Annotated in this window: 13 protein-coding genes; 9 read left to right on the forward strand and 4 right to left on the reverse strand. The window is 72.8% G+C overall.

Annotation, left to right across the window (positions count from 1 at the left end; translation table 11 throughout):
• Positions 1–93 precede the first annotated feature (93 nt).
• The 7 genes from ACFY61_RS18060 (at position 94) to ACFY61_RS18090 (ending at position 10,035) form a co-directional block, all read left to right on the forward strand.
• The gene (locus ACFY61_RS18060) at positions 94–1,419 is read left to right on the forward strand and encodes an acyltransferase (protein ID WP_389473066.1); all 1,326 of its coding nucleotides are present in this window, start codon (positions 94–96) and stop codon (positions 1,417–1,419) included.
• A gap of 27 nt (positions 1,420–1,446) precedes the next feature.
• Positions 1,447–3,249, forward strand: coding sequence for an ABC-F family ATP-binding cassette domain-containing protein (locus tag ACFY61_RS18065; protein WP_389473067.1), 1,803 nt, complete (start codon positions 1,447–1,449; stop codon positions 3,247–3,249).
• Between the two features lie 152 nt (positions 3,250–3,401).
• Positions 3,402–5,030 carry a PQQ-binding-like beta-propeller repeat protein gene (locus tag ACFY61_RS18070; protein ID WP_389473069.1) on the forward strand — a complete coding sequence of 543 codons (1,629 nt, stop codon included), beginning with the start codon at positions 3,402–3,404 and terminating at the stop codon, positions 5,028–5,030.
• 22 nt (positions 5,031–5,052) lie between these two features.
• Positions 5,053–6,948, forward strand: coding sequence for a PQQ-binding-like beta-propeller repeat protein (locus tag ACFY61_RS18075; RefSeq protein ID WP_389473071.1), 1,896 nt, complete (start codon positions 5,053–5,055; stop codon positions 6,946–6,948).
• Between the two features lie 114 nt (positions 6,949–7,062).
• The gene (locus ACFY61_RS18080; RefSeq protein ID WP_389473073.1) at positions 7,063–7,737 is read left to right on the forward strand and encodes a response regulator transcription factor; all 675 of its coding nucleotides are present in this window, start codon (positions 7,063–7,065) and stop codon (positions 7,735–7,737) included.
• Positions 7,738–7,833: 96 nt separating this feature from the next.
• Positions 7,834–8,802 (forward strand): UDP-glucose 4-epimerase GalE, encoded by a 969-nt coding sequence (gene galE, locus ACFY61_RS18085; protein ID WP_389473075.1) that lies wholly within the window; start codon positions 7,834–7,836, stop codon positions 8,800–8,802.
• 426 nt (positions 8,803–9,228) lie between these two features.
• Entirely contained in the window at positions 9,229–10,035 is an 807-nt protein-coding gene (locus tag ACFY61_RS18090; RefSeq protein WP_389473077.1) for a LuxR C-terminal-related transcriptional regulator, read from the forward strand.
• Here ACFY61_RS18090 and ACFY61_RS18095 read toward each other — a convergent pair.
• Positions 9,994–10,491, reverse strand: a complete 498-nt coding sequence (locus ACFY61_RS18095) for a MarR family winged helix-turn-helix transcriptional regulator (RefSeq protein ID WP_389473079.1) — start codon at positions 10,489–10,491, stop codon at positions 9,994–9,996. The genes ACFY61_RS18090 and ACFY61_RS18095 overlap by 42 nt on opposite strands.
• A gap of 130 nt (positions 10,492–10,621) precedes the next feature.
• Here ACFY61_RS18095 and ACFY61_RS18100 point away from each other — a divergent pair, with 130 nt between their 5' ends.
• Positions 10,622–11,515, forward strand: coding sequence for a trans-aconitate 2-methyltransferase (locus ACFY61_RS18100; RefSeq protein ID WP_389473082.1), 894 nt, complete (start codon positions 10,622–10,624; stop codon positions 11,513–11,515).
• Positions 11,516–11,601: 86 nt separating this feature from the next.
• Here the strand turns inward: ACFY61_RS18100 and ACFY61_RS18105 are convergent, their stop codons facing one another.
• The 3 genes from ACFY61_RS18105 to ACFY61_RS18115 form a co-directional block, all read right to left on the reverse strand.
• Positions 11,602–13,335 (reverse strand): FG-GAP repeat domain-containing protein, encoded by a 1,734-nt coding sequence (locus ACFY61_RS18105; RefSeq protein WP_389473083.1) that lies wholly within the window; start codon positions 13,333–13,335, stop codon positions 11,602–11,604.
• Between the two features lie 259 nt (positions 13,336–13,594).
• Positions 13,595–14,266 (reverse strand): TetR family transcriptional regulator, encoded by a 672-nt coding sequence (locus tag ACFY61_RS18110; RefSeq protein ID WP_389473246.1) that lies wholly within the window; start codon positions 14,264–14,266, stop codon positions 13,595–13,597.
• A complete protein-coding gene (locus ACFY61_RS18115; RefSeq protein WP_389473085.1) occupies positions 14,266–15,237 on the reverse strand; it encodes an acyl-CoA desaturase in 972 nt (323 codons plus the stop codon). Before ACFY61_RS18115 ends, ACFY61_RS18110 begins: the two co-directional genes overlap by 1 nt.
• 228 nt (positions 15,238–15,465) lie before the next feature.
• Here ACFY61_RS18115 and ppc point away from each other — a divergent pair, with 228 nt between their 5' ends.
• Positions 15,466–18,195: a phosphoenolpyruvate carboxylase gene (gene ppc / locus ACFY61_RS18120; RefSeq protein WP_389473086.1), complete on the forward strand. Its 2,730-nt coding sequence runs from the start codon at positions 15,466–15,468 to the stop codon at positions 18,193–18,195.
• The last annotated feature ends 79 nt before the right edge of the window (positions 18,196–18,274 follow it).

An 18,274-nucleotide genomic window follows, 5' to 3' on the forward strand; every position in this document is an offset into this window, starting at 1 on the left:
CAAGGCGGTCCGGCTGGGCCGACACCGGTACTCAGGCGGAGATGAGTAGCCGAGCGGTGCCGCGGGCACCCGGCCGGCCGGGAACGTGTCCGCATGGGACACACCGCCGGTGAAATCGCCGCCGCCACGCCCGCCGGGCGGGACCGATACGTCGACCTCCTGCGCGTCGCCTCGCTCGCGACCGTCGTGCTCGGGCACTGGCTCATGGCCGCCGTCACCCCGGACGGCCGCATGGGGAACCTGCTCGCCGTCCTGCCCGGGCTCCAACCGCTGACCTGGCTGCTTCAGGTCATGCCCGTGTTCTTCTTCGTCGGCGGGTTCTCGCACGCGCTCAGCCACCGCTCCCTCGCCCGGCGGCTCGGCGGGCAGCCCGTCTACACCGCCTTCGTGCGGGCCCGGTTGCGGCGGCTGCTGCGGCCGACGCTGGTGTTCGTCCTGGTGTGGGCCGCGCTCGCGTTGGCGGTGCAGGCCGCCGGCGGCGGGCACGGGCTGACCGGTGCCGCGCTCCGGCTGGTCACGCAGCCGCTGTGGTTCATCGGGATCTACCTCGCCATGGTCGCCCTCACCCCGCCCCTGCTCCACCTGCACGAGCGCCACGGCTGGGCCGTGCCCGCCGCCCTCGCGGCCGCGGCCGCCGCCGTCGACGGGCTGCGGTTCGCGGCCGGCGTGCCCTACCTGGAGTTCCTGAACTTCGCCTTCGTCTGGCTCGCCGTCCACCAGCTCGGCTTCCTCCGCGCCGACGGCCGGATCACCCGCCCGGCAGCCCTCGCCGCCGCCGGGCTCGCCGGCGCGGTCCTGCTGGTGGCCCTCGGCCCGTACCCGCTGTCCATGGTCGGGATGCCCGGCGAGAAGGTCTCCAACATGGCCCCGCCCACCCTCGCCCTGCTCTGCCACGCCCTCTGGCTGGTCGGCGCCGTGGAACTGCTCCGCGGGCCCGCCGCCCGGATGCTCGCCCGGCCCCGGGCGTGGCGGGCCGTCGTCGCCGCCAACGGCATCGCCATGACCGCCTTCCTCTGGCACCTCACCGCCATGCTCGGCGTGTACGCCGCCCAGCTCGCCCTCGGCCCCGCGCTGCCCCGGCCCGCCACCGCGGCCTGGTGGGCGCAGCTGCCCGTACGGGTCGTCCTCGCCGCCGCCGGCACCGCCCTGCTCGTCGCCGTGTTCCGCCGGTTCGAGACCCCGCCGCCGGCCCGGCCGGCGGCGCCCGGGCCCGGAGCGATCGCCGCCTGCGGGATCGCACTGTGCCTGTTCGGGGTGCTCGGGCTCTCCATGACCGGCCTCGGCGGGCTGCTGGAGGGCCACAGCGCCGTCCTCGTCGCCGTGCCCGTGACCGCGCCCGTCGCCATCGGGATGGTGGTCACCGGATGGGCGCTGGTCGAGCGCTCACGGCCCGGCGGGAAGGTTAGGCTGAGGGGCTGATCCTTCCCTTTCCCTGGAGCGCGTCTGATGGCCGTCAATCTGGTCAATGTCGAGGCAGTCAGCAAGGTGTACGGCACCCGTACCCTGCTCGACGGCATCTCCCTCGGCGTGTCCGAGGGGGACCGGATCGGAGTCGTCGGCCGGAACGGCGACGGCAAGACCACCCTCATCCGGATGCTCGCCCGTCTGGAGGAGCCCGACAGCGGCCGGGTCACCCACACCGGCGGTGCCCGGATCGGCGTCCTCACCCAGCACGACTCCCTCGACCCGGCCGCCACCGTCCGGCACGAGATCATCGGCGACATGGCCGACCACGAGTGGGCCGGCGACGCCCGCATCCGCGACGTGCTCACCGGCCTGTTCGGCGGCCTCGACCTGCCCGGCTTCGGCCAGGGCCTGGACACCGTCATCGGCCCGCTCTCCGGCGGCGAGCGCCGCCGCATCGCCCTGGCCAAGCTGCTCATCGCCGAGCAGGACCTGCTCGTCCTCGACGAGCCCACCAACCACCTCGACGTCGAGGGCATCGCCTGGCTCGCCGCCCACCTGCAGGAGCGCCGCTCCGCCCTGGTGTGCGTCACCCACGACCGCTGGTTCCTCGACCAGGTCTGCACCCGCATGTGGGACGTCCAGCGCGGCGCCGTCCACGAGTACGAAGGCGGCTACAGCGACTACGTGTTCGCCCGCGCCGAGCGCGAGCGGATCGCCGCCACCGAAGAGGTCAAGCGGCAGAACCTGGTCCGCAAGGAGCTCGCCTGGCTGCGCCGCGGTGCCCCCGCCCGCACCTCGAAGCCCCGCTTCCGGATCGAGGCCGCGAACGCCCTCATCGCGGACGTGCCGCCGCCCCGCGACCGCAGCGAGCTGATGCGCTTCGCCAACGCCCGCCTCGGCAAGACCGTGTTCGACCTGGAGGACGTGTCCGTCCAGGCCGGCTCCAAGGTGCTGCTCAAGCACCTCACCTGGCAGCTCGGCCCCGGCGACCGGATCGGCCTCGTCGGCGTCAACGGCGCGGGCAAGACCTCCCTGTTGCGCGCCCTGGCCGAAGCCGCCCGCACCCAGGGCGAGTCGCAGCCGGTGGCCGGCACCGTCACCGTCGGCAAGACCGTCAAGCTGGCCTACCTGTCGCAGGAGGTCGGTGAGCTCGACCCGTCCCTGCGGGTCCTGGAGGCCGTGCAGCGGGTCCGCGACCGGGTCGACCTCGGCAAGGGCCGCGAGATGACGGCGGGCCAGCTGTGCGAGCAGTTCGGCTTCACCAAGGAGAAGCAGTGGACGCCGGTCGGCGACCTCTCCGGCGGCGAGCGGCGCCGGCTCCAGCTCCTGCGGCTGCTGATGGACGAGCCGAACGTCCTCTTCCTCGACGAGCCCACCAACGACCTCGACATCGAGACGCTCACCCAGCTGGAGGACCTGCTCGACGGCTGGCCCGGCACGATGATCGTCATCTCCCACGACCGCTTCTTCATCGAGCGGACCACGGACACCGTCATGGCGCTCCTCGGCGACGCCACCCTGCGGATGCTGCCGCGCGGTCTGGACGAGTACCTGGAGCGCCGCCGCCGGATGGTCGAGGCGGCCGCCCCGGCGCCCGCTCCGGCCCCCGCCAAGACCTCCTCGGCGGGCGACGCGCGGGCCGCCAAGAAGGAGCTCCAGAAGATCGAGCGGCAGCTGAACAAGCTGTCCGACCGGGAGAGCAACCTGCACGCCCAGATCGCCGAGAACGCCACCGACTACGACAAGGTCGCCAAACTCGACGCGGAGCTCCGCGAACTCCTCTCCGACCGGGAGGACTTGGAGATGCGCTGGCTGGAGCTCGCCGAGGAGGCCGGGGCCTGACCCGGCGCCGGACGGCCCCCGGGCCCCCATAACGACGGCATCACGGGCCGGTCCTCCCTTGGGAACAGGGGTGCGACCGGCCCGTGCCGCGTCGGTGCCGGGTGGTAGAAAGGTCATCCCCCCACGGCCGCCCGAAGCGAAGGTATGCGCTGATGACGAACCCGCCGCCTGTTCCCGAGGGTTACGGGCACCTGCCCGGACCACCGCAACAGGGGTACGGCTACCCGCAGCAGGGCCCCAACCCCTACGCGCAGCAGCAGCCCCAGCAACCCCAGCAGCCCCCGCACGGGTATCCCCAGCAGCCCCCGCAGGGCTACGGCTTCCCGCCGCCGATGCCGCCCGGCCCCCCGCAGGGCCCGCCCTTCCCCACCCCGCCCGGCAAGCGGAAGACCACCGTCCTGATCGCGGCCGCGGTGGCCGGCGTCCTCGTCCTCGGCACCGGCGGCTACTTCGCCTTCGTCCACGACGGCGACTCCACGACCCCCACCGCCCAGGGCACTCCCGGCGCGAGCGGCGACGCCAAGCCGGGCGGGCCGTCCCCGTCGGCCTCCGTGGACGACGGCGACGGCAGCGGTGACGGCGGTACCGAGCAGGACCTCAACGCCGGCCGCAAGCCCGGCGAGGACAAGGTGCTCTGGCTCAAGACGAACCAGGTCGAGCTGCCCGGCGGCGGCGCCGAGGCGCCCGCCCAGTGGGTCGTCGGCGACACCGTCGTCAAGGCCGTCTACAAGTCCGTCACCGCCTACGGCGTGACCGACGGCAAGCAGCGCTGGACCGTGCCCATCAACGGCACCATCTGCGCCGCCACCGGCCAGCGCACCGCCGACGCCAGGACGGTCCTCGCCGTCAAGACCAGCGAGTCCGGCGACTGCAACCAGCTGAAGCTGATCGACCTCAAGGCCGGCAAGGAGGGCTGGACGAAGGAGGTGCCCAAGGAGGGCCCCTTCGACATCATGACCACCTCCACCCTGGCCATCACCGGTGACACCGTCACCGTCAGCCGCATGGGCACGGCCAGCGCCTTCAAGGTGAGCACCGGCGACAAGCTCTTCGGCCCGCCCGCCACCGGCTGCAAGCCCAACTCCTTCGCGGGCGGCGGCACCAAGCTGATCGCCATCGCCGGCTGCGGCGGCGACAGCGAGGAACTCCAGAGCGTCGACCCGGCCACCGGCAAGCCCCAGTGGACCTTCAAGCTGGAGAAGGGCTGGTCGGTCAGCAAGGTGTACTCCACCGACCCGGTCGTGGTGGACGCCACCAAGCGCGCCACCAAGGAACGCGCCATCGCGGTCTTCACGAACGACGGCAAGCTGCGCACCAACCTCAGCGGCGAGGGCAAGTTCTCGGCCCGCTGCGGGTTCTCCGTCTTCGCCGGACCGCAGAGCTGCCAGGGCGTCGTCGTCGACGGCGCCGCCAACACGATGTACATGCCCACCGAGGGATCTCCCAACGAGATCGCCGCCTTCGACCTGGGCACCGGCAAGGTCAAGTGGCGCGTCCCCTCCGGCGAGGGCCGCAGCGCGCTCCCCCTGAAGGCGGAGAACGGCCGGCTCATCGCCTACCTGGAGCCCGGCTTCGAGAAGGGCGGCGAGGTGGTCTCCTACCCGGCCGCCGGCGGCCAGCCCACCACCCTGCTGCGCAACCCGTCCGGTGCGGCGACGGTCGAACGCACCTTCTTCAGCCCGCAGGTCGACTTCGCGGACGGCCGGCTCTTCCTCTCCGCCAGCCGTCTGAGCGGGAGGAACTCGGGACCGGAGAAGCTCCTGATGGTCTTCGGCAAGTGAGAACGAGAGGCAACGCCACCCGATGAGCACCCCGCCCCCGCCCCCGCCCAACCAGCCCCCGCAGCCGCCGAACCAGCCGCCCGCGGGCGGTTTCGGCGCGCCCCAGGACCCCCGGGCCGGGTTCGGCGCCCCGCAGGACCCCCGGGCCGGTTTCGGCGCGCCCACGCCCCCGGCGGCACCTCCCGTACCGCCGGCGCCCCCGCAGGCCCCGCCCGTACCGCCGGCGCCCCCGCAGGCCCCGCCCGTACCCCCGGCGCCCCCGCAGGCCCCGGGCGCCCAGCAGCCCGGCCACCCGGGGCAGCCCGGACAGCCCGGACATCCGGTCGGGCAGCCGGGGCAGCCGGGCTACGGCTACCCCCAGCAGGGCTACGGCTACCCGCAGCAGCCCGGCTACCCCACCACGCCGCAGCACGTCTTCCAGGCGCAGAACGCCCCCGCCGGCAACCCCGGCGCCCGGGCCAAGCGCAACCAGCTGATGATCATCGGTGCCGCCGTGGTGGCCATCGCGGTGATCATCGCGGGCGGCGTCTGGCTGGTCGCCGGCGACGACGGCGGCACGGTCGAACCCAGCGCCAACGGCTCGTCAGCCGCCGGCGAGAACAAGCCGGGCGGCTCCGGCGGCAGCGAGAAGGCCACCGGGAACGTCAACTCCAAGGTGCTCGTCAACGTCGAGCAGCCGAAGGTCCCGCCCGCCCCCGACGGCGGCTACAACACCATCGGCACCTACGGCTCCTGGGTCACCGACACCGTCTACGCCAAGTCGGACATCGCCAAGGTCGTCGGCTACAACCTGAACGACGGCAGCCAGAAGTGGACGGTCCCGCTGCCCGGCCACGTGTGCGCCGCCAGCAAGCACGTCTCCGACAACAAGACGGCCGTCCTCTTCCAGTACAAGCTGCCCACCGCCGAGGAGAAGTCGCCCACCTGCAACAGCGTCGGCGTCATCGACCTGAACTCCGGCAAGCTGCTCTGGTCCGCCGAGGCCAAGTCCAGCACCGGCGGCGACCGCAAGATCCGCCTGGACGAGGTCACCATCAGCGGCCAGACCGTCGCCGCCGGCGGCGTCCACGGCGGCGGTGCCTGGAGCCTGAACGACGGCCGGGTCCTGTGGGAGCCCAAGGTCGACGGCCAGGGCTGCTACGACATGGGCTACGGCGGCGGCGAGGCCCTCGGCGTCCTCCGCAAGTGCGGCCGGCTCGGCAGCCAGACCCTGCACGCGCAGGTCCTCGACCCGAACACCGGCGCGCCCAAGTACTCGTACAAGATGTCCCAGGGCATCGAGTACGGGCAGATCCTCTCCACCAAGCCGCTGGTGGTCGCCGCGAACGTGAACCGCAGCGCGCCCAACGCCACCGGCGTCAGCGACATCTTCGTGATCGACGAGGCCGGTCAGCTGAAGACCACCATCTCGCTGACCTCCGGCAACTACGACCCGAAGTGCGGTTACACCGAGGTCGAGCGCTGCCAGAAGATCGTGGTCGGCAACGGCAAGGTCTACCTGCCGTCCATCGAGCACCAGGGCACCGGCAACGCGGGCGGTCCCCGGACCAACGAGATCGTGTCCTTCGACCTCAACACCGGCAAGCAGACCACCGACCGGGCCGACGCCGGCGAGCGGTACACCATGTTCCCGCTGCGCATGGACGGTTCGAACATCATCGCCTACAAGCGGCCGCCCTACGACAAGGGCGGACAGGTCGTCAGCATCGACGGCGCGACGATGAAGCAGACGGTGCTGATGGTCAACCCCGACGACAAGGACATCCGCCGGGCCGAGACCGGGTTCGTCCCCGGATCGGCCGAGTTCCGCTACCACAAGGGCCGGCTGTTCATCGCCGACGACATCATCAGCAACTCCAGCAACTCCGCGAACGTGGAGGAGAAGGACTACCTGTTCGTCTCGTTCACCACGCACTGACGGCGCGCGGCAGGCCCGCGAGCGTCCCGGAAGCCCCCGGAAGGTCAGCCCTTCCGGGGGCTTCTGCGCGGTTACCCGGACGCACCCTCGAACAAGCGTGTAGCTTGCCGGGACATGGGCGTACGGGTGATGGTGGTCGACGAGCACCGGCTGCTGGCCGAGGCGCTCGCCTCCGCGCTGAAGCTCCGCGGGCACCGGGTGCTGGCCGCGGCCGCTCCGGCCGCCGGCGCGGCGGAACTGGTGATCAGCCGGTCCCCGGAGGTGTGCCTGCTGGGCACCGCCACCCCCGCCGAACCGGGGGTGTTCGAGCCGGTGGTGCGGATCAAGCGGGAACGGCCGCAGATCGCCGTGGTGGTGCTGGGCCCGGTGCCCAGTCCGCGCGGGATAGCCGCCGCCTTCGCCGCCGGCGCCTCCGGCTACGTACGCCAGGACGAGCGCATCGAAGGCGTGGAGCGGGCGCTGGCCAAGGCCCGCGCCGGTGAGGCGGCCGTCGCCCCCCAGCTCCTCCAGGGCGCCTTCGCGGAGCTGCTCAACCCCGCCGTCCAGCCCGACGACGAGGGCAGCCGGCTGCTGCGGCTGCTCACCCCGCGCGAGGTGGAGGTGCTGGTCCGGGTCGCGGAGGGGGAGGACACCCGGCTGATCGCGGCCGGCATGTCCATCGCCCCCAGCACCGCCCGCACCCACGTCCAGCGGGTACTGATGAAGCTGGGCGTGGGCTCCCGGCTGGAGGCCGCCGCGCTGGCCGCCCGTACCGGACTGCTCGACCGGGCGGGTCATCCGGGCGCCTAGCCGATTTCCTCGCGGAGCGCCGCATCGGGTATGCCATAGGCGGACATGCCGTGCCATACGGAGCGCGGTGGTGCGACAGCGAGAGGCAGCGAACGAGTGAGCAAGTACCTGGTAACCGGCGGCGCCGGATACGTGGGCAGCGTGGTCGCCGCCCACCTCCTGGAAGCCGGCCACGAGGTCACCGTCCTCGACGACCTCTCCACCGGCTTCCGCGAGGGCGTCCCGGCGGGCGCGGAGTTCGTCGAGGCCGACATCCGCGACGCCGCCCGCCACCTGGACCCCTCCTACGAGGCCGTCCTGCACTTCGCGGCCTCCTCCCAGGTCGGCGAGTCCGTGGCCGACCCGGGCAAGTACTGGGAGAACAACGTCGGCGGGACCATGGCGCTGCTCGCCGCGATGCGCGGGGCGGGCGTGCGACGGCTGGTGTTCTCCTCGACCGCCGCGACGTACGGCGAGCCGCGGACCGTCCCGATCACCGAGACCACCCCGACCGCGCCCACCAATCCCTACGGCGCGTCCAAGCTGGCCGTGGACCACATGATCACGGGCGAGGCCGGGGCGCACGGCCTCGCCGCGGTCAGCCTGCGGTACTTCAACGTGGCGGGCGCCTACGGGCCGTTCGGCGAGCGGCACGACCCCGAGAGCCACCTGATCCCGCTGGTCCTCCAGGTCGCCCTCGGCCGGCGCGCCGCGATCTCGGTGTACGGCGAGGACTACCCGACGCCGGACGGGACCTGCGTCCGCGACTACATCCACGTGGCCGACCTGGCGGAGGCGCACCTGGCGGCGCTGCGGGCGGCCCGCGCGGGCGAGCACCTCATCTGCAACCTGGGCAACGGCAACGGGTTCTCGGTGCGCGAGGTGATCGAGACCGCCCGCAAGGTCACCCGCCACGAGATCCCCGAGACCGTCGAGGGCCGGCGGGCCGGCGACCCGGCCGTGCTGGTCGCCTCCGCGGCCGCGGCCCGGGAGAAGCTCGGCTGGACCCCGAGCCGGCCGGACCTGGCGGGGATCATCTCCGACGCCTGGGAGTTCGCGCGGCGGCACGCGGCCGACCGGGACTGAGCCGGCCTCCGGCGGAGCGCCGGGGGAGCACGCGACGGGGCGTGCGCCGGTCCCGTGCCCGGTGCGCGGGCGCCTGGCGCGCACACGCTGCGTGAAATGCCCCCCGTGCAACTGCCCGTGGCACGGGCTGCCCGGAAAGCCGGGTTCCACCTCGCGGGAACCGGCGTTTTTCAGCCACCCCCGGTACCCGCGGGAAGGCCCGGCCCCGGAAAACAGCTGGGAGAACTTCTGCTATTCGGCCAACCGCGGGCGGCCGGCGCCCCTACGCTGATGCGTGACACCGGTGGGGGCCGGTGTTGATTCAGGGGTCGAGACACGTCGGGTACGACGTCCGGCCGGGGTAGTGCAGTGGTGTCACGGCGGCGGCCGGGCCCTTGCGGACCCGGATACCGGGCGCCGTACCCGCCGTCGTCCGTTCCCCGACCCATGGGGGTGTCTGTGGTCCGTATCAGGGTTCTCGTGGTGGACGATCACCGAATCTTCGCCGAATCGCTCGCCGCCGCGCTCGCGGCCGAGCCGGACGTGGACGTGTCCGCGGCCGGCAGCGGCCCCGCCGCGCTGCGCTGCCTCGAACGGGGCGCGGCCGAGGGCCGCCGCTTCGACGTGCTGCTCGTCGACGCCGACCTCGGCTCCTCCGCCGGCTCCGTACCGGCCCAGCGCGAGTCGGGCTCGGGCCCGCCGCCCGCCCCGCCGGCCGCCTCCGGCGACGGGATCGCCCTGGTGGCGGGGGTCCGCACCGCCCATCCGTCGGTGCGCACGGTCGTCCTGGCCGAGCGGGACGAGGCCCGCCGGGCCGCCCTCGCGTTGCAGGCCGGAGCGGCCGGCTGGGTGGCCAAGGACTGCTCCCTGTCCCGGCTGCTCGCGGTGATCCGCGGAGTGCTCCGGGAGGAGACGCACCTGCCGCCCGCGCTGCTCACCGGGGTGCTGCGGGAGCTGACGGCGGCGCGCAAGCACCGCACCGACAGCGAGCGGCTGGTGGAGTCGCTGACCCCGCGGGAGCACGAGGTGCTGCGCTGCATGGTGGCCGGACTCGGCCGCAAGGACGTGGCGGCGCGGCTGTTCCTGTCCCCGCACACCGTCCGCACCCACATGCAGAACGTGCTGGGCAAGCTGGGCGTGCACTCCACCCTGGCGGCCGTGGCGCTGGCCCGCCGGGCCGGTGTGCGCCCCGCCGACCTGGGGCCGGGCGGGCTAGCCGGGGACGTTGTCGAACGGAGCGGTCAGCCGGCGTAGCAGCGCGGCCAGGTCCCCGCGCTGGGAGCGGGAGAGCTGGGAGAGGATCGCCCGCTCCTGGGCCAGCAGGCCGGCCAGCGCCTGGTCTGCGGCCTCGCGCCCCCCGGGCGTCAGGCGTACCAGGACCCCGCGCCGGTCGCTGGGGTCCGGCAGCCGCTCCACCAGGCCCTTCTTGGCGAGCCGGTCGATGCGGTTGGTCATGGTGCCCGAGGTGACCAGCGTCTGGGTCAGCAACTGGCCGGGGGAGAGCTGGTAGGGCGCGCCGGCGCGGCGCAGCGAGGTGAGGACGTCGAACTCCCAGGGCTCCAGCCCGTGCTCGGCGAAGGCGATCCGGCGGGCCCGGTCGAGGTGGCGGGCGAGCCGGGAGACCCGGCTGAGCACTTCGAGCGGTTCCACGTCGAGGTCAGGGCGCTCCCGCCGCCATGCCGCGACCAGTCGGTCGACCTCGTCCTCCATGCCGATCATTGTAAGGGGTCTGTCGATATGAAGTCTCTTGATGTCAAGATATAGTTTCCGCCACCCTGGGCATGGAGGGGGCCGGGACCGCTTCCGCTTCCACACGCACCGCCAGCAGGGAGGCTCGAACATGCATTCCGATATCGCCCATGGCCCGTGCCACACGGCCACCGTCGACGCCGGCGGAGACCCGGCCGTGTCCGCCCCGGCGCCGGGCGCCCCCACCTGGGACCCCCAGCAGTACCTGCGCCACGCCGGCCACCGGACCCGCCCCTTCCTGGACCTGCTCGCCCGGATACCGGCACTCCCCGCGCAGGCCCCCCGGATCGCGGACCTGGGCTGCGGGCCCGGCAACGTCACGGCGCTGCTCGCCGACCGCTGGCCCGACGCGCACATCACCGGCTTCGACCTCTCCCCGGAGATGCTCCACCGCGCCGACCGCGACCACGCCGGCCCCACCCCGGGCGGCGGCAGCCTCGACTTCCGCCGCGCCGACCTCGCCGGCTGGGTCCCCGACGAGCCCTACGACCTGATCGTCTCCAACGCGGCCCTCCAGTGGGTCCCGGGCCACGCCGGCTCGTTCGCCGCCTGGATCAACGGCCTGCGGCCCGGCGGCACCTTCGCCTTCCAGATCCCCGGCAACTTCGGCGCCCCCAGCCACGCCCTGCTGGCCGCGCTCTGCGACGCACCGCGCTGGCGCTCCCGCCTCGCCGGCCACGGCGCCCGCTACGTCCACCTGCTCGAACCCGGCGAGTACCTGGCCCGGTTCACCGAGCTCGGCTGCACCGCCGACATCTGGGACACCACGTACCACCAGCTGCTGACCGGTCCCGATCCGGTCCTCGACTGGGTCAAGGGCACCGCCCTGCGGCCGGTCCTCACCGCCCTCGGCGACGACCGCGACGCGGTGGACGCGTTCCTGCTCCAGTACCGAGACCTGCTCCGCGAGGCCTACCCCCCGGGCCCGCGCGGCACGGTCTTCCCGTTCCGCCGGATCTTCGCCGTCGCCCGCAGGGAGGACTGACCGCGCACCCGTTGTGAAACGGCGGCGCCCCGCCACCGGACGAACCGGTGACGGGGCGCCGCCCGGGCCGCACGGGGCGGCCCGGCTCAGTCGACCTGGCTGTAGGTGTTCCAGCCCCAGCCCACGTACTGGCGGGCGGTGAAGGTCTTCGTGCCGCCGAGGCCCGTGGCCTGGTAGCGGTACAGGTCGCCCTTGCCGTCACGCGCCACCAGGTCGGCCCGGCCGTCGCCGGTCATGTCGCCCGGGGAGGCCACCTCGTTGTAGATGTTCCAGCCGCCGCCGACCCAGACGCGGGCGGCGAACGGGGCCGCGGCGTTGCCGGTGCCCGCGTACAGGTACAGGTTGCCGTTGCCGTCCTTGGCGACGACGTCCGTGCGCCCGTCGCCGGTCATGTCACCGGCGCCCGCGATGGAGTTGAACGCGTTCCAGCCCGGCCCGACCTTGACCGGGGCGCTGAAGCCGAGGCCGTTGCCCCAGCCGGCACGCAGCCACAACTGGCCCCAGACGTCACGGCTGAGCAGGTCGCCCTTGCCGTCGCCGTTGAGGTCGCCGGGGCCCAGCACCAGGTTGGTGTTGGCGAAGTCGCCGGAGACGGCCGCGCCCTCGTTCATGTTGGTGAGGGTGCCGCCGGACAGGCCGAGGGCGGTCTCCCAGTTGGTCTTGTCCAGGCCCGCCGCCATGACCAGCTGGGTGCCCGCCGGCCAGTCGTTGCCGAGCACGAACCGGTCGTACTGGCTGCCGTTGCTGCGGCTGACGTGGGTGTAGACCGTGCCGGCGCCGTCGACGCCGCTGGCGCCGTGCTTGCCGTAGACCGGGGTGACGCCGGCGCCGACGACCAGCGGGTTGTCGGTCCAGCCGGAGCCGCACTCCTGACGGGCGGTGAACTTGCCGCCGCCCAGGGAGGCGTAGCAGTACATCTTCCCGGCGGAGGTGGTGGCCAGCAGGTCGGCCTTGCCGTCGTAGTTGATGTCGTCCGTGGCGATGATCTGGTTGTACGCGTTCCAGCCGCCGCCGACCCAGGTGCGGGTCTTGAACGGGGCCGTGGCGCTGCCCGTGCCCTTGTAGTAGTAGAGGTTGCCGTCCGGGGTGCGGCCCAGCAGGTCGGCGATGCCGTCCGCGTCGACGTCGTTGACGCCGACGATCTGGTCGTAGACCCCCCAGCCGGAACCGACCTTGATCCGTCCGGAGAACGGCTCGCCGGTGGCGTTGCCCGTGCCGCGGTACAGGTAGAGGTCGCCGCCCGGGGTGCGGGCGAGCAGGTCCTGGCGCCCGTCCCTGGTGAGGTCGCCGGCCGCGATGATCCGGTTGTAGATCTGCCAGCCCCAGCCCGACCAGGTCGGGAGGGCCGCGGAGGAGCTGTTGGCCTCGTGGAGCGAGAGGCGGCCGTTGAAGGAGACCGTCAGGATCTCCGGGCTCGCCGAGCCGCGGACGTTGCCGAGGCCGATGACGTCCTTGACGCTCTCGTCCTCCTGCAGGTACAGCGAGAAGTCGTGCACCTGGCTGGCCCCGTCCAGCAGGACGCCGGTGTAGCCGCCGTTGGAACGGAACAGCAGGTCGCTGTTGCCGTTGCCGTCGAAGTCGGTACGCGGCGCCAGGCGGCCGCCGGCGAACGCGGACGCGCGCGGCGGGGCGTTCCGGTCGGTCGCGGCGGGTCGCTCGAAGGTGCGCTGCGCCGGGTCGGCCAGGACCTGCGGCTTGTCGACGGGCTTGGGTGCGGGCGCGGCGGCCGCGGGACCCGCGGAGAGCAGGGTGCCGGCCGCGAGTGCGAGCGCGGTGCAGGCCGCGACGCGGCCCAGGCGCTGGTAGCGCGAAGAAGACAAAGGGGTTCCCCCTGGGTGGCAGGTGAAACCGGGTGGAAGTCGAAAGACGTGGGCGCGCTGGGTGCACACGGGCCGCCGGCGCGGGTGAATCGATCATTCCCCCCCGGGAAACTAACGGAAGGCTATCCGCGGGCCGTCCGAGGTCCTAGGGGATTCGCGTACAACCTTTCGGCGGCTGGCACGTCTGCGGCCGGCCGGGCCGCGCGCGGTAGCCGCAGGCCGCGCGCCGCGCCCGCGCGCCGTACCCGCGCCCGCCGGCTCAGCTCTTGCGGTGGCCCACCAGCCGGGGCTTGGCCTCCAGTCCGTCCAGCCCGTGCCAGGCCAGGTTGACCAGGTGGGCCGCCACCTCGGCCTTCTTCGGGCGGCGGGTCTCCAGCCACCACTGGCCGGTCAGCGCCACCATGCCGACCAGCGCCTGCGCGTACAGGGGGGCGAGCTTCGGATCGAACCCGCGGGCCTTGAACTCCAGGCCGAGGATGTCCTCCACCTGGGTGGCGATGTCGCTGATCAGGGAGGCGAAGGTACCGGTGGACTGGGCCACGGGTGAGTCGCGGACCAGGATCCGGAAACCGTCGGTGTAGTTCTCGATGTAGTCCAGCAGGGCGAACGCCGCCTGTTCCAGCAGCTCCCGCGGGTGGCCGGCGGTCAGTGCGCCCGTCACCCCTTCCAGCAGCTGGCGCATCTCCCGGTCGACGACGACCGCGTACAGGCCCTCCTTGCCGCCGAAGTGCTCGTACACCACCGGCTTGGACACCCCGGCCTTGGCCGCGATCTCCTCCACCGAGGTGCCCTCGAAGCCCTTCTCGGCGAACAGGGCGCGGCCGATGTCCAGCAGCTGCTGGCGCCGCTCGGCGCCCGTCATCCGGACCCGGCGCCCGCGCCTGGGCTTGTCACTGCTGGAAGTACCGCCGTCGATCGCCACGTCCCCCATCATGCCGGGTTCGCGGCCTTTTCCTTGCGCCGGGCGTCGATGCGCGACTCCGTCGGCCAGCGCACGTCGGTGGCCCATCCCAGCACCTCGAACCAGCGGATCAGCCGGGCGCTGGAGTCCACCTGACCGCGCAGCACGCCGTGCCGGGCCGAGGTCGGGTCCGCGTGGTGCAGGTTGTGCCAGGACTCGCCGCACGACAGCACCGCCAGCCACCACACGTTCCCGGACCGGTCCCGCGAGCGGAACGGCCGCTTGCCCACGGCGTGACAGATGGAGTTGATCGACCAGGTCACGTGGTGCAGCAGCGCCACGCGCACCAGGGAGCCCCAGAAGAAGGCGGTGAATGCGCCCCACCAGGACATCGTCACCAGCCCGCCGACCAGCGGCGGGATCGCCAGCGACAGCAGCGTCCAGAAGACGAAGTCGCGGCTGATCCGGCGGATCGCCGGGTCCTTGATCAGGTCCGGGGCGTACTTCTGCTGGTCGGTCTGCTCCTCGTCGAACAGCCAGCCGATGTGCGCCCACCACAGGCCCTTCAGCAGCGCCGGGACCGTCTCCCCGAACCGCCACGGCGAGTGGGGGTCGCCCTCCGCGTCGGAGAACTTGTGGTGCTTGCGGTGGTCGGCCACCCAGCGCACCAGCGGGCCCTCCACCGCCAGCGACCCGGCGATGGCCAGCGCGATCCGCAGCGGCCGCTTCGCCTTGAAGGAGCCGTGGGTGAAGTAGCGGTGGAAGCCGACCGTGATCCCGTGGCAGGCCACGAAGTACATGGACACCATCAGGCCGAGGTCGAGCCAGCTCACTCCCCAGCCCCAGGCCAGCGGGACGGCCGCGACCAGCGCGACGAACGGGAGGGTGATGAAGAGCAGCAGGGCGATCTGCTCGATCGAACGTTTGTTCTCGCCGCCGCGGGTGGCCGACGGCAGCGGGGCGCCAGGGGCGCCCTCGATCAGTTCCGGCGTGAGGGTCATTTCGGTCCCCTGGGGGTGGGAGGCAGGACACCTTCAAGGCTACGGGACCGTAACCTACGGCAACGTAAGTATGACAGGGCCCCGCCGCCCCACAAGACCCACGACGCCGAGTCCGCTACGCGGACGCTTGCCGGGGCACCGGGCCGCGCCACCTATCCTTGGTCCGTCGGACAGCGCGGTCCGCCCCAGTAGCGAAGCTCGTACGAAACACTGCAAGGAGCCGCACCTGTGAGCAGTGCTGACCAGAACACCCCCAACGCGGAGCTGCGCGCGGACATCCGCCGACTCGGCGACCTCCTCGGCGAGACCCTGGTCCGCCAGGAAGGCCAGGAACTCCTCGACCTCGTCGAACGGGTACGCGCCCTCACGCGCACCGACGGCGAAGCCGCAGCCGCCCTCCTCGGTGACACCGACCTGGAGACCGCCGCCAAGCTGGTGCGCGCCTTCTCCACCTACTTCCACCTCGCCAACGTCACCGAGCAGGTGCACCGCGGCAAGGAGCTCCGCGCCCACCGCGCAGCCGAAGGCGGCCTCCTCGCCCGCACCGCGGACATGCTCAAGGACGCCGACCCCGAGCACCTCCGCGAGACGGTCGCCCACCTCAACGTCCGCCCGGTCTTCACCGCCCACCCCACCGAGGCCGCACGCCGCAGCGTCCTGAACAAGCTGCGCCGCATCGCCGCCCTGCTGGAGGAGCCGGTCACCGGCACCGGCGACCGCCGTCGCCAGGACCTCCGCCTCGCCGAGAACATCGACCTCGTCTGGCAGACCGACGAACTCCGCGTGGTCCGCCCCGAGCCCGCCGACGAGGCCCGCAACGCCATCTACTACCTCGACGAGCTGCACGCCGGCGCCGTCGGCGACGTCCTGGAGGACCTCGCCGCCGAACTCGCCCGGGTCGGCGTCGAGATCCCCGCCGGCACCCGCCCGCTCACCTTCGGCACCTGGATCGGCGGCGACCGCGACGGCAACCCCAACGTCACCCCCGAGGTCACCCGCGACGTCCTGATCCTCCAGCACGAGCACGGCATCACCGACGCCCTCGAACTCGTCGACTTCCTGCGCTCGCTGCTCTCCAACTCCATCCGCTACGCCGGGGCCACCGAGGAACTCCTCGCCTCCCTCCAGGCCGACCTCGAACGCCTCCCCGAGATCAGCCCCCGCTACAAGCGGCTGAACGCCGAGGAGCCCTACCGCCTCAAGGTCACCTGCATCCGGCAGAAGCTCCTCAACACCCGCGAGCGCCTCGCCAAGGGCACCGCGCACGAGGAAGGCCGCGACTACCTCGGCACCGCCGAACTCCTCGCCGACCTCACCCTCATCCAGACCTCGCTGCGCGAGCACCGCGGCGGCCTCCTCGCCGACGGCCGGATGGACCGCACCATCCGCACCCTCGCCGCCTTCGGCCTCCAGCTCGCCACCATGGACGTGCGCGAGCACGCCGACGCCCACCACCACGCCCTCGGCCAGCTCTTCGACCGGCTCGGCGAGGAATCCTGGCGGTACGCGGACATGCCCCGCGACTACCGGCAGAAGCTCCTCGCCAAGGAGCTCCGCTCCCGCCGGCCGCTGGCGCCGACCCCCGCCCCCCTCGACGCCGCCGGCGCCAAGACCCTCGGTGTCTTCTTCACCATCAAGGACGCCTTCGAGAAGTTCGGCCCCGAGGTCATCGAGTCCTACATCATCTCGATGTGCCAGGGCGCCGACGACGTCTTCGCCGCCGCCGTCCTCGCCCGCGAGGCCGGCCTCGTCGACCTCCACGCGGGCTGGGCCAAGATCGGCATCGTCCCGCTGCTGGAGACCACCGACGAACTCCGCGCCGCCGACGTCATCCTCGGCGACATGCTGTCCGACCCCTCCTACCGGCGCCTGGTCTCCCTCCGCGGCGACGTCCAGGAGGTCATGCTCGGCTACTCCGACTCCTCCAAGTTCGGCGGCATCACCACCAGCCAGTGGGAGATCCACCGCGCCCAGCGCCGGCTCCGCGACGTCGCCCACCGGCACGGCGTGCGCCTGCGCCTCTTCCACGGCCGCGGCGGCACCGTCGGCCGCGGCGGCGGCCCCTCCCACGACGCCATCCTGGCCCAGCCCTGGGGCACCCTCGAAGGCGAGATCAAGGTCACCGAGCAGGGCGAGGTCATCTCCGACAAGTACCTCGTCCCCTCCCTGGCCCGCGAGAACCTCGAACTGACCGTCGCGGCCACGCTGCAGGCCTCCGCCCTGCACACCGCGCCCCGCCAGTCCAGCGACGCCCTCGCCCGCTGGGACGCGGCCATGGACACCGTCTCCGACGCCGCCCACGCCGCCTACCGCCGGCTCGTCGAGGACCCCGACCTGCCCGCGTACTTCTTCGCCGCGACCCCCGTCGACCAGCTCGCCGACCTCCACCTCGGCTCCCGGCCCTCCCGCCGCCCCGACTCCGGAGCCGGCCTCGACGGCCTGCGCGCCATCCCCTGGGTGTTCGGCTGGACCCAGTCCCGCCAGATCGTCCCCGGCTGGTACGGCGTCGGCTCCGGCCTCAAGGCCCTCCGCGAGGCCGGCCAGGAAGACGTGCTCGTGGAGATGGGCGAGCGCTGGCACTTCTTCCGCAACTTCCTCTCCAACGTCGAGATGACGCTGGCCAAAACCGACCTGCGGATCGCCCGCCACTACGTCGACACCCTCGTCCCCGACGAGCTCAAGCACGTCTTCGAGCTCATCGAGGCCGAACACGCCCTCACCGTCGCCGAAGTCCTGCGCATCACCGGCGGCGAGAAGCTCCTGGACTCCAACAAGGTCCTCCAGCAGACCTTCGCCGTCCGCGACGCCTACCTGGACCCCATCTCCTACCTCCAGGTCTCCCTGCTGGCCCGCCAGCGCGCCGCCGCCGCCCGCGGCGAGGCCCCCGACCCGGTGCTCTCCCGGGCGCTGCTGCTCACCGTCAACGGCGTGGCGGCGGGCCTGCGCAACACCGGCTGACGCCCTCCGGCAACAGCCGCCCGGGCAGCGGAAAGCCCCCTCGCCGCACGGCGAGGGGGCTTCGTCGTACCGCGGTCCG

This window comes from Streptomyces sp. NPDC012888 (assembly GCF_042900645.1).
Lineage (GTDB): Bacteria > Actinomycetota > Actinomycetes > Streptomycetales > Streptomycetaceae > Streptomyces.

Coding starts and splice junctions, on each gene's coding strand:
- ACFY61_RS18090 (WP_389473077.1), top strand. CDS start 9,229: ATGGGGGTGTCTGTGGTCCGTATCAGGGTTCTCGTGGTGGACGATCAC.
- ACFY61_RS18060 (WP_389473066.1), top strand. CDS start 94: ATGGGACACACCGCCGGTGAAATCGCCGCCGCCACGCCCGCCGGGCGG.
- ACFY61_RS18065 (WP_389473067.1), top strand. CDS start 1,447: ATGGCCGTCAATCTGGTCAATGTCGAGGCAGTCAGCAAGGTGTACGGC.
- ACFY61_RS18115 (WP_389473085.1), bottom strand. CDS start 15,237: ATGACCCTCACGCCGGAACTGATCGAGGGCGCCCCTGGCGCCCCGCTG.
- ACFY61_RS18095 (WP_389473079.1), bottom strand. CDS start 10,491: ATGGAGGACGAGGTCGACCGACTGGTCGCGGCATGGCGGCGGGAGCGC.
- ACFY61_RS18110 (WP_389473246.1), bottom strand. CDS start 14,266: ATGGGGGACGTGGCGATCGACGGCGGTACTTCCAGCAGTGACAAGCCC.
- ACFY61_RS18070 (WP_389473069.1), top strand. CDS start 3,402: ATGACGAACCCGCCGCCTGTTCCCGAGGGTTACGGGCACCTGCCCGGA.
- ACFY61_RS18075 (WP_389473071.1), top strand. CDS start 5,053: ATGAGCACCCCGCCCCCGCCCCCGCCCAACCAGCCCCCGCAGCCGCCG.
- ACFY61_RS18100 (WP_389473082.1), top strand. CDS start 10,622: ATGCATTCCGATATCGCCCATGGCCCGTGCCACACGGCCACCGTCGAC.
- ACFY61_RS18080 (WP_389473073.1), top strand. CDS start 7,063: ATGGGCGTACGGGTGATGGTGGTCGACGAGCACCGGCTGCTGGCCGAG.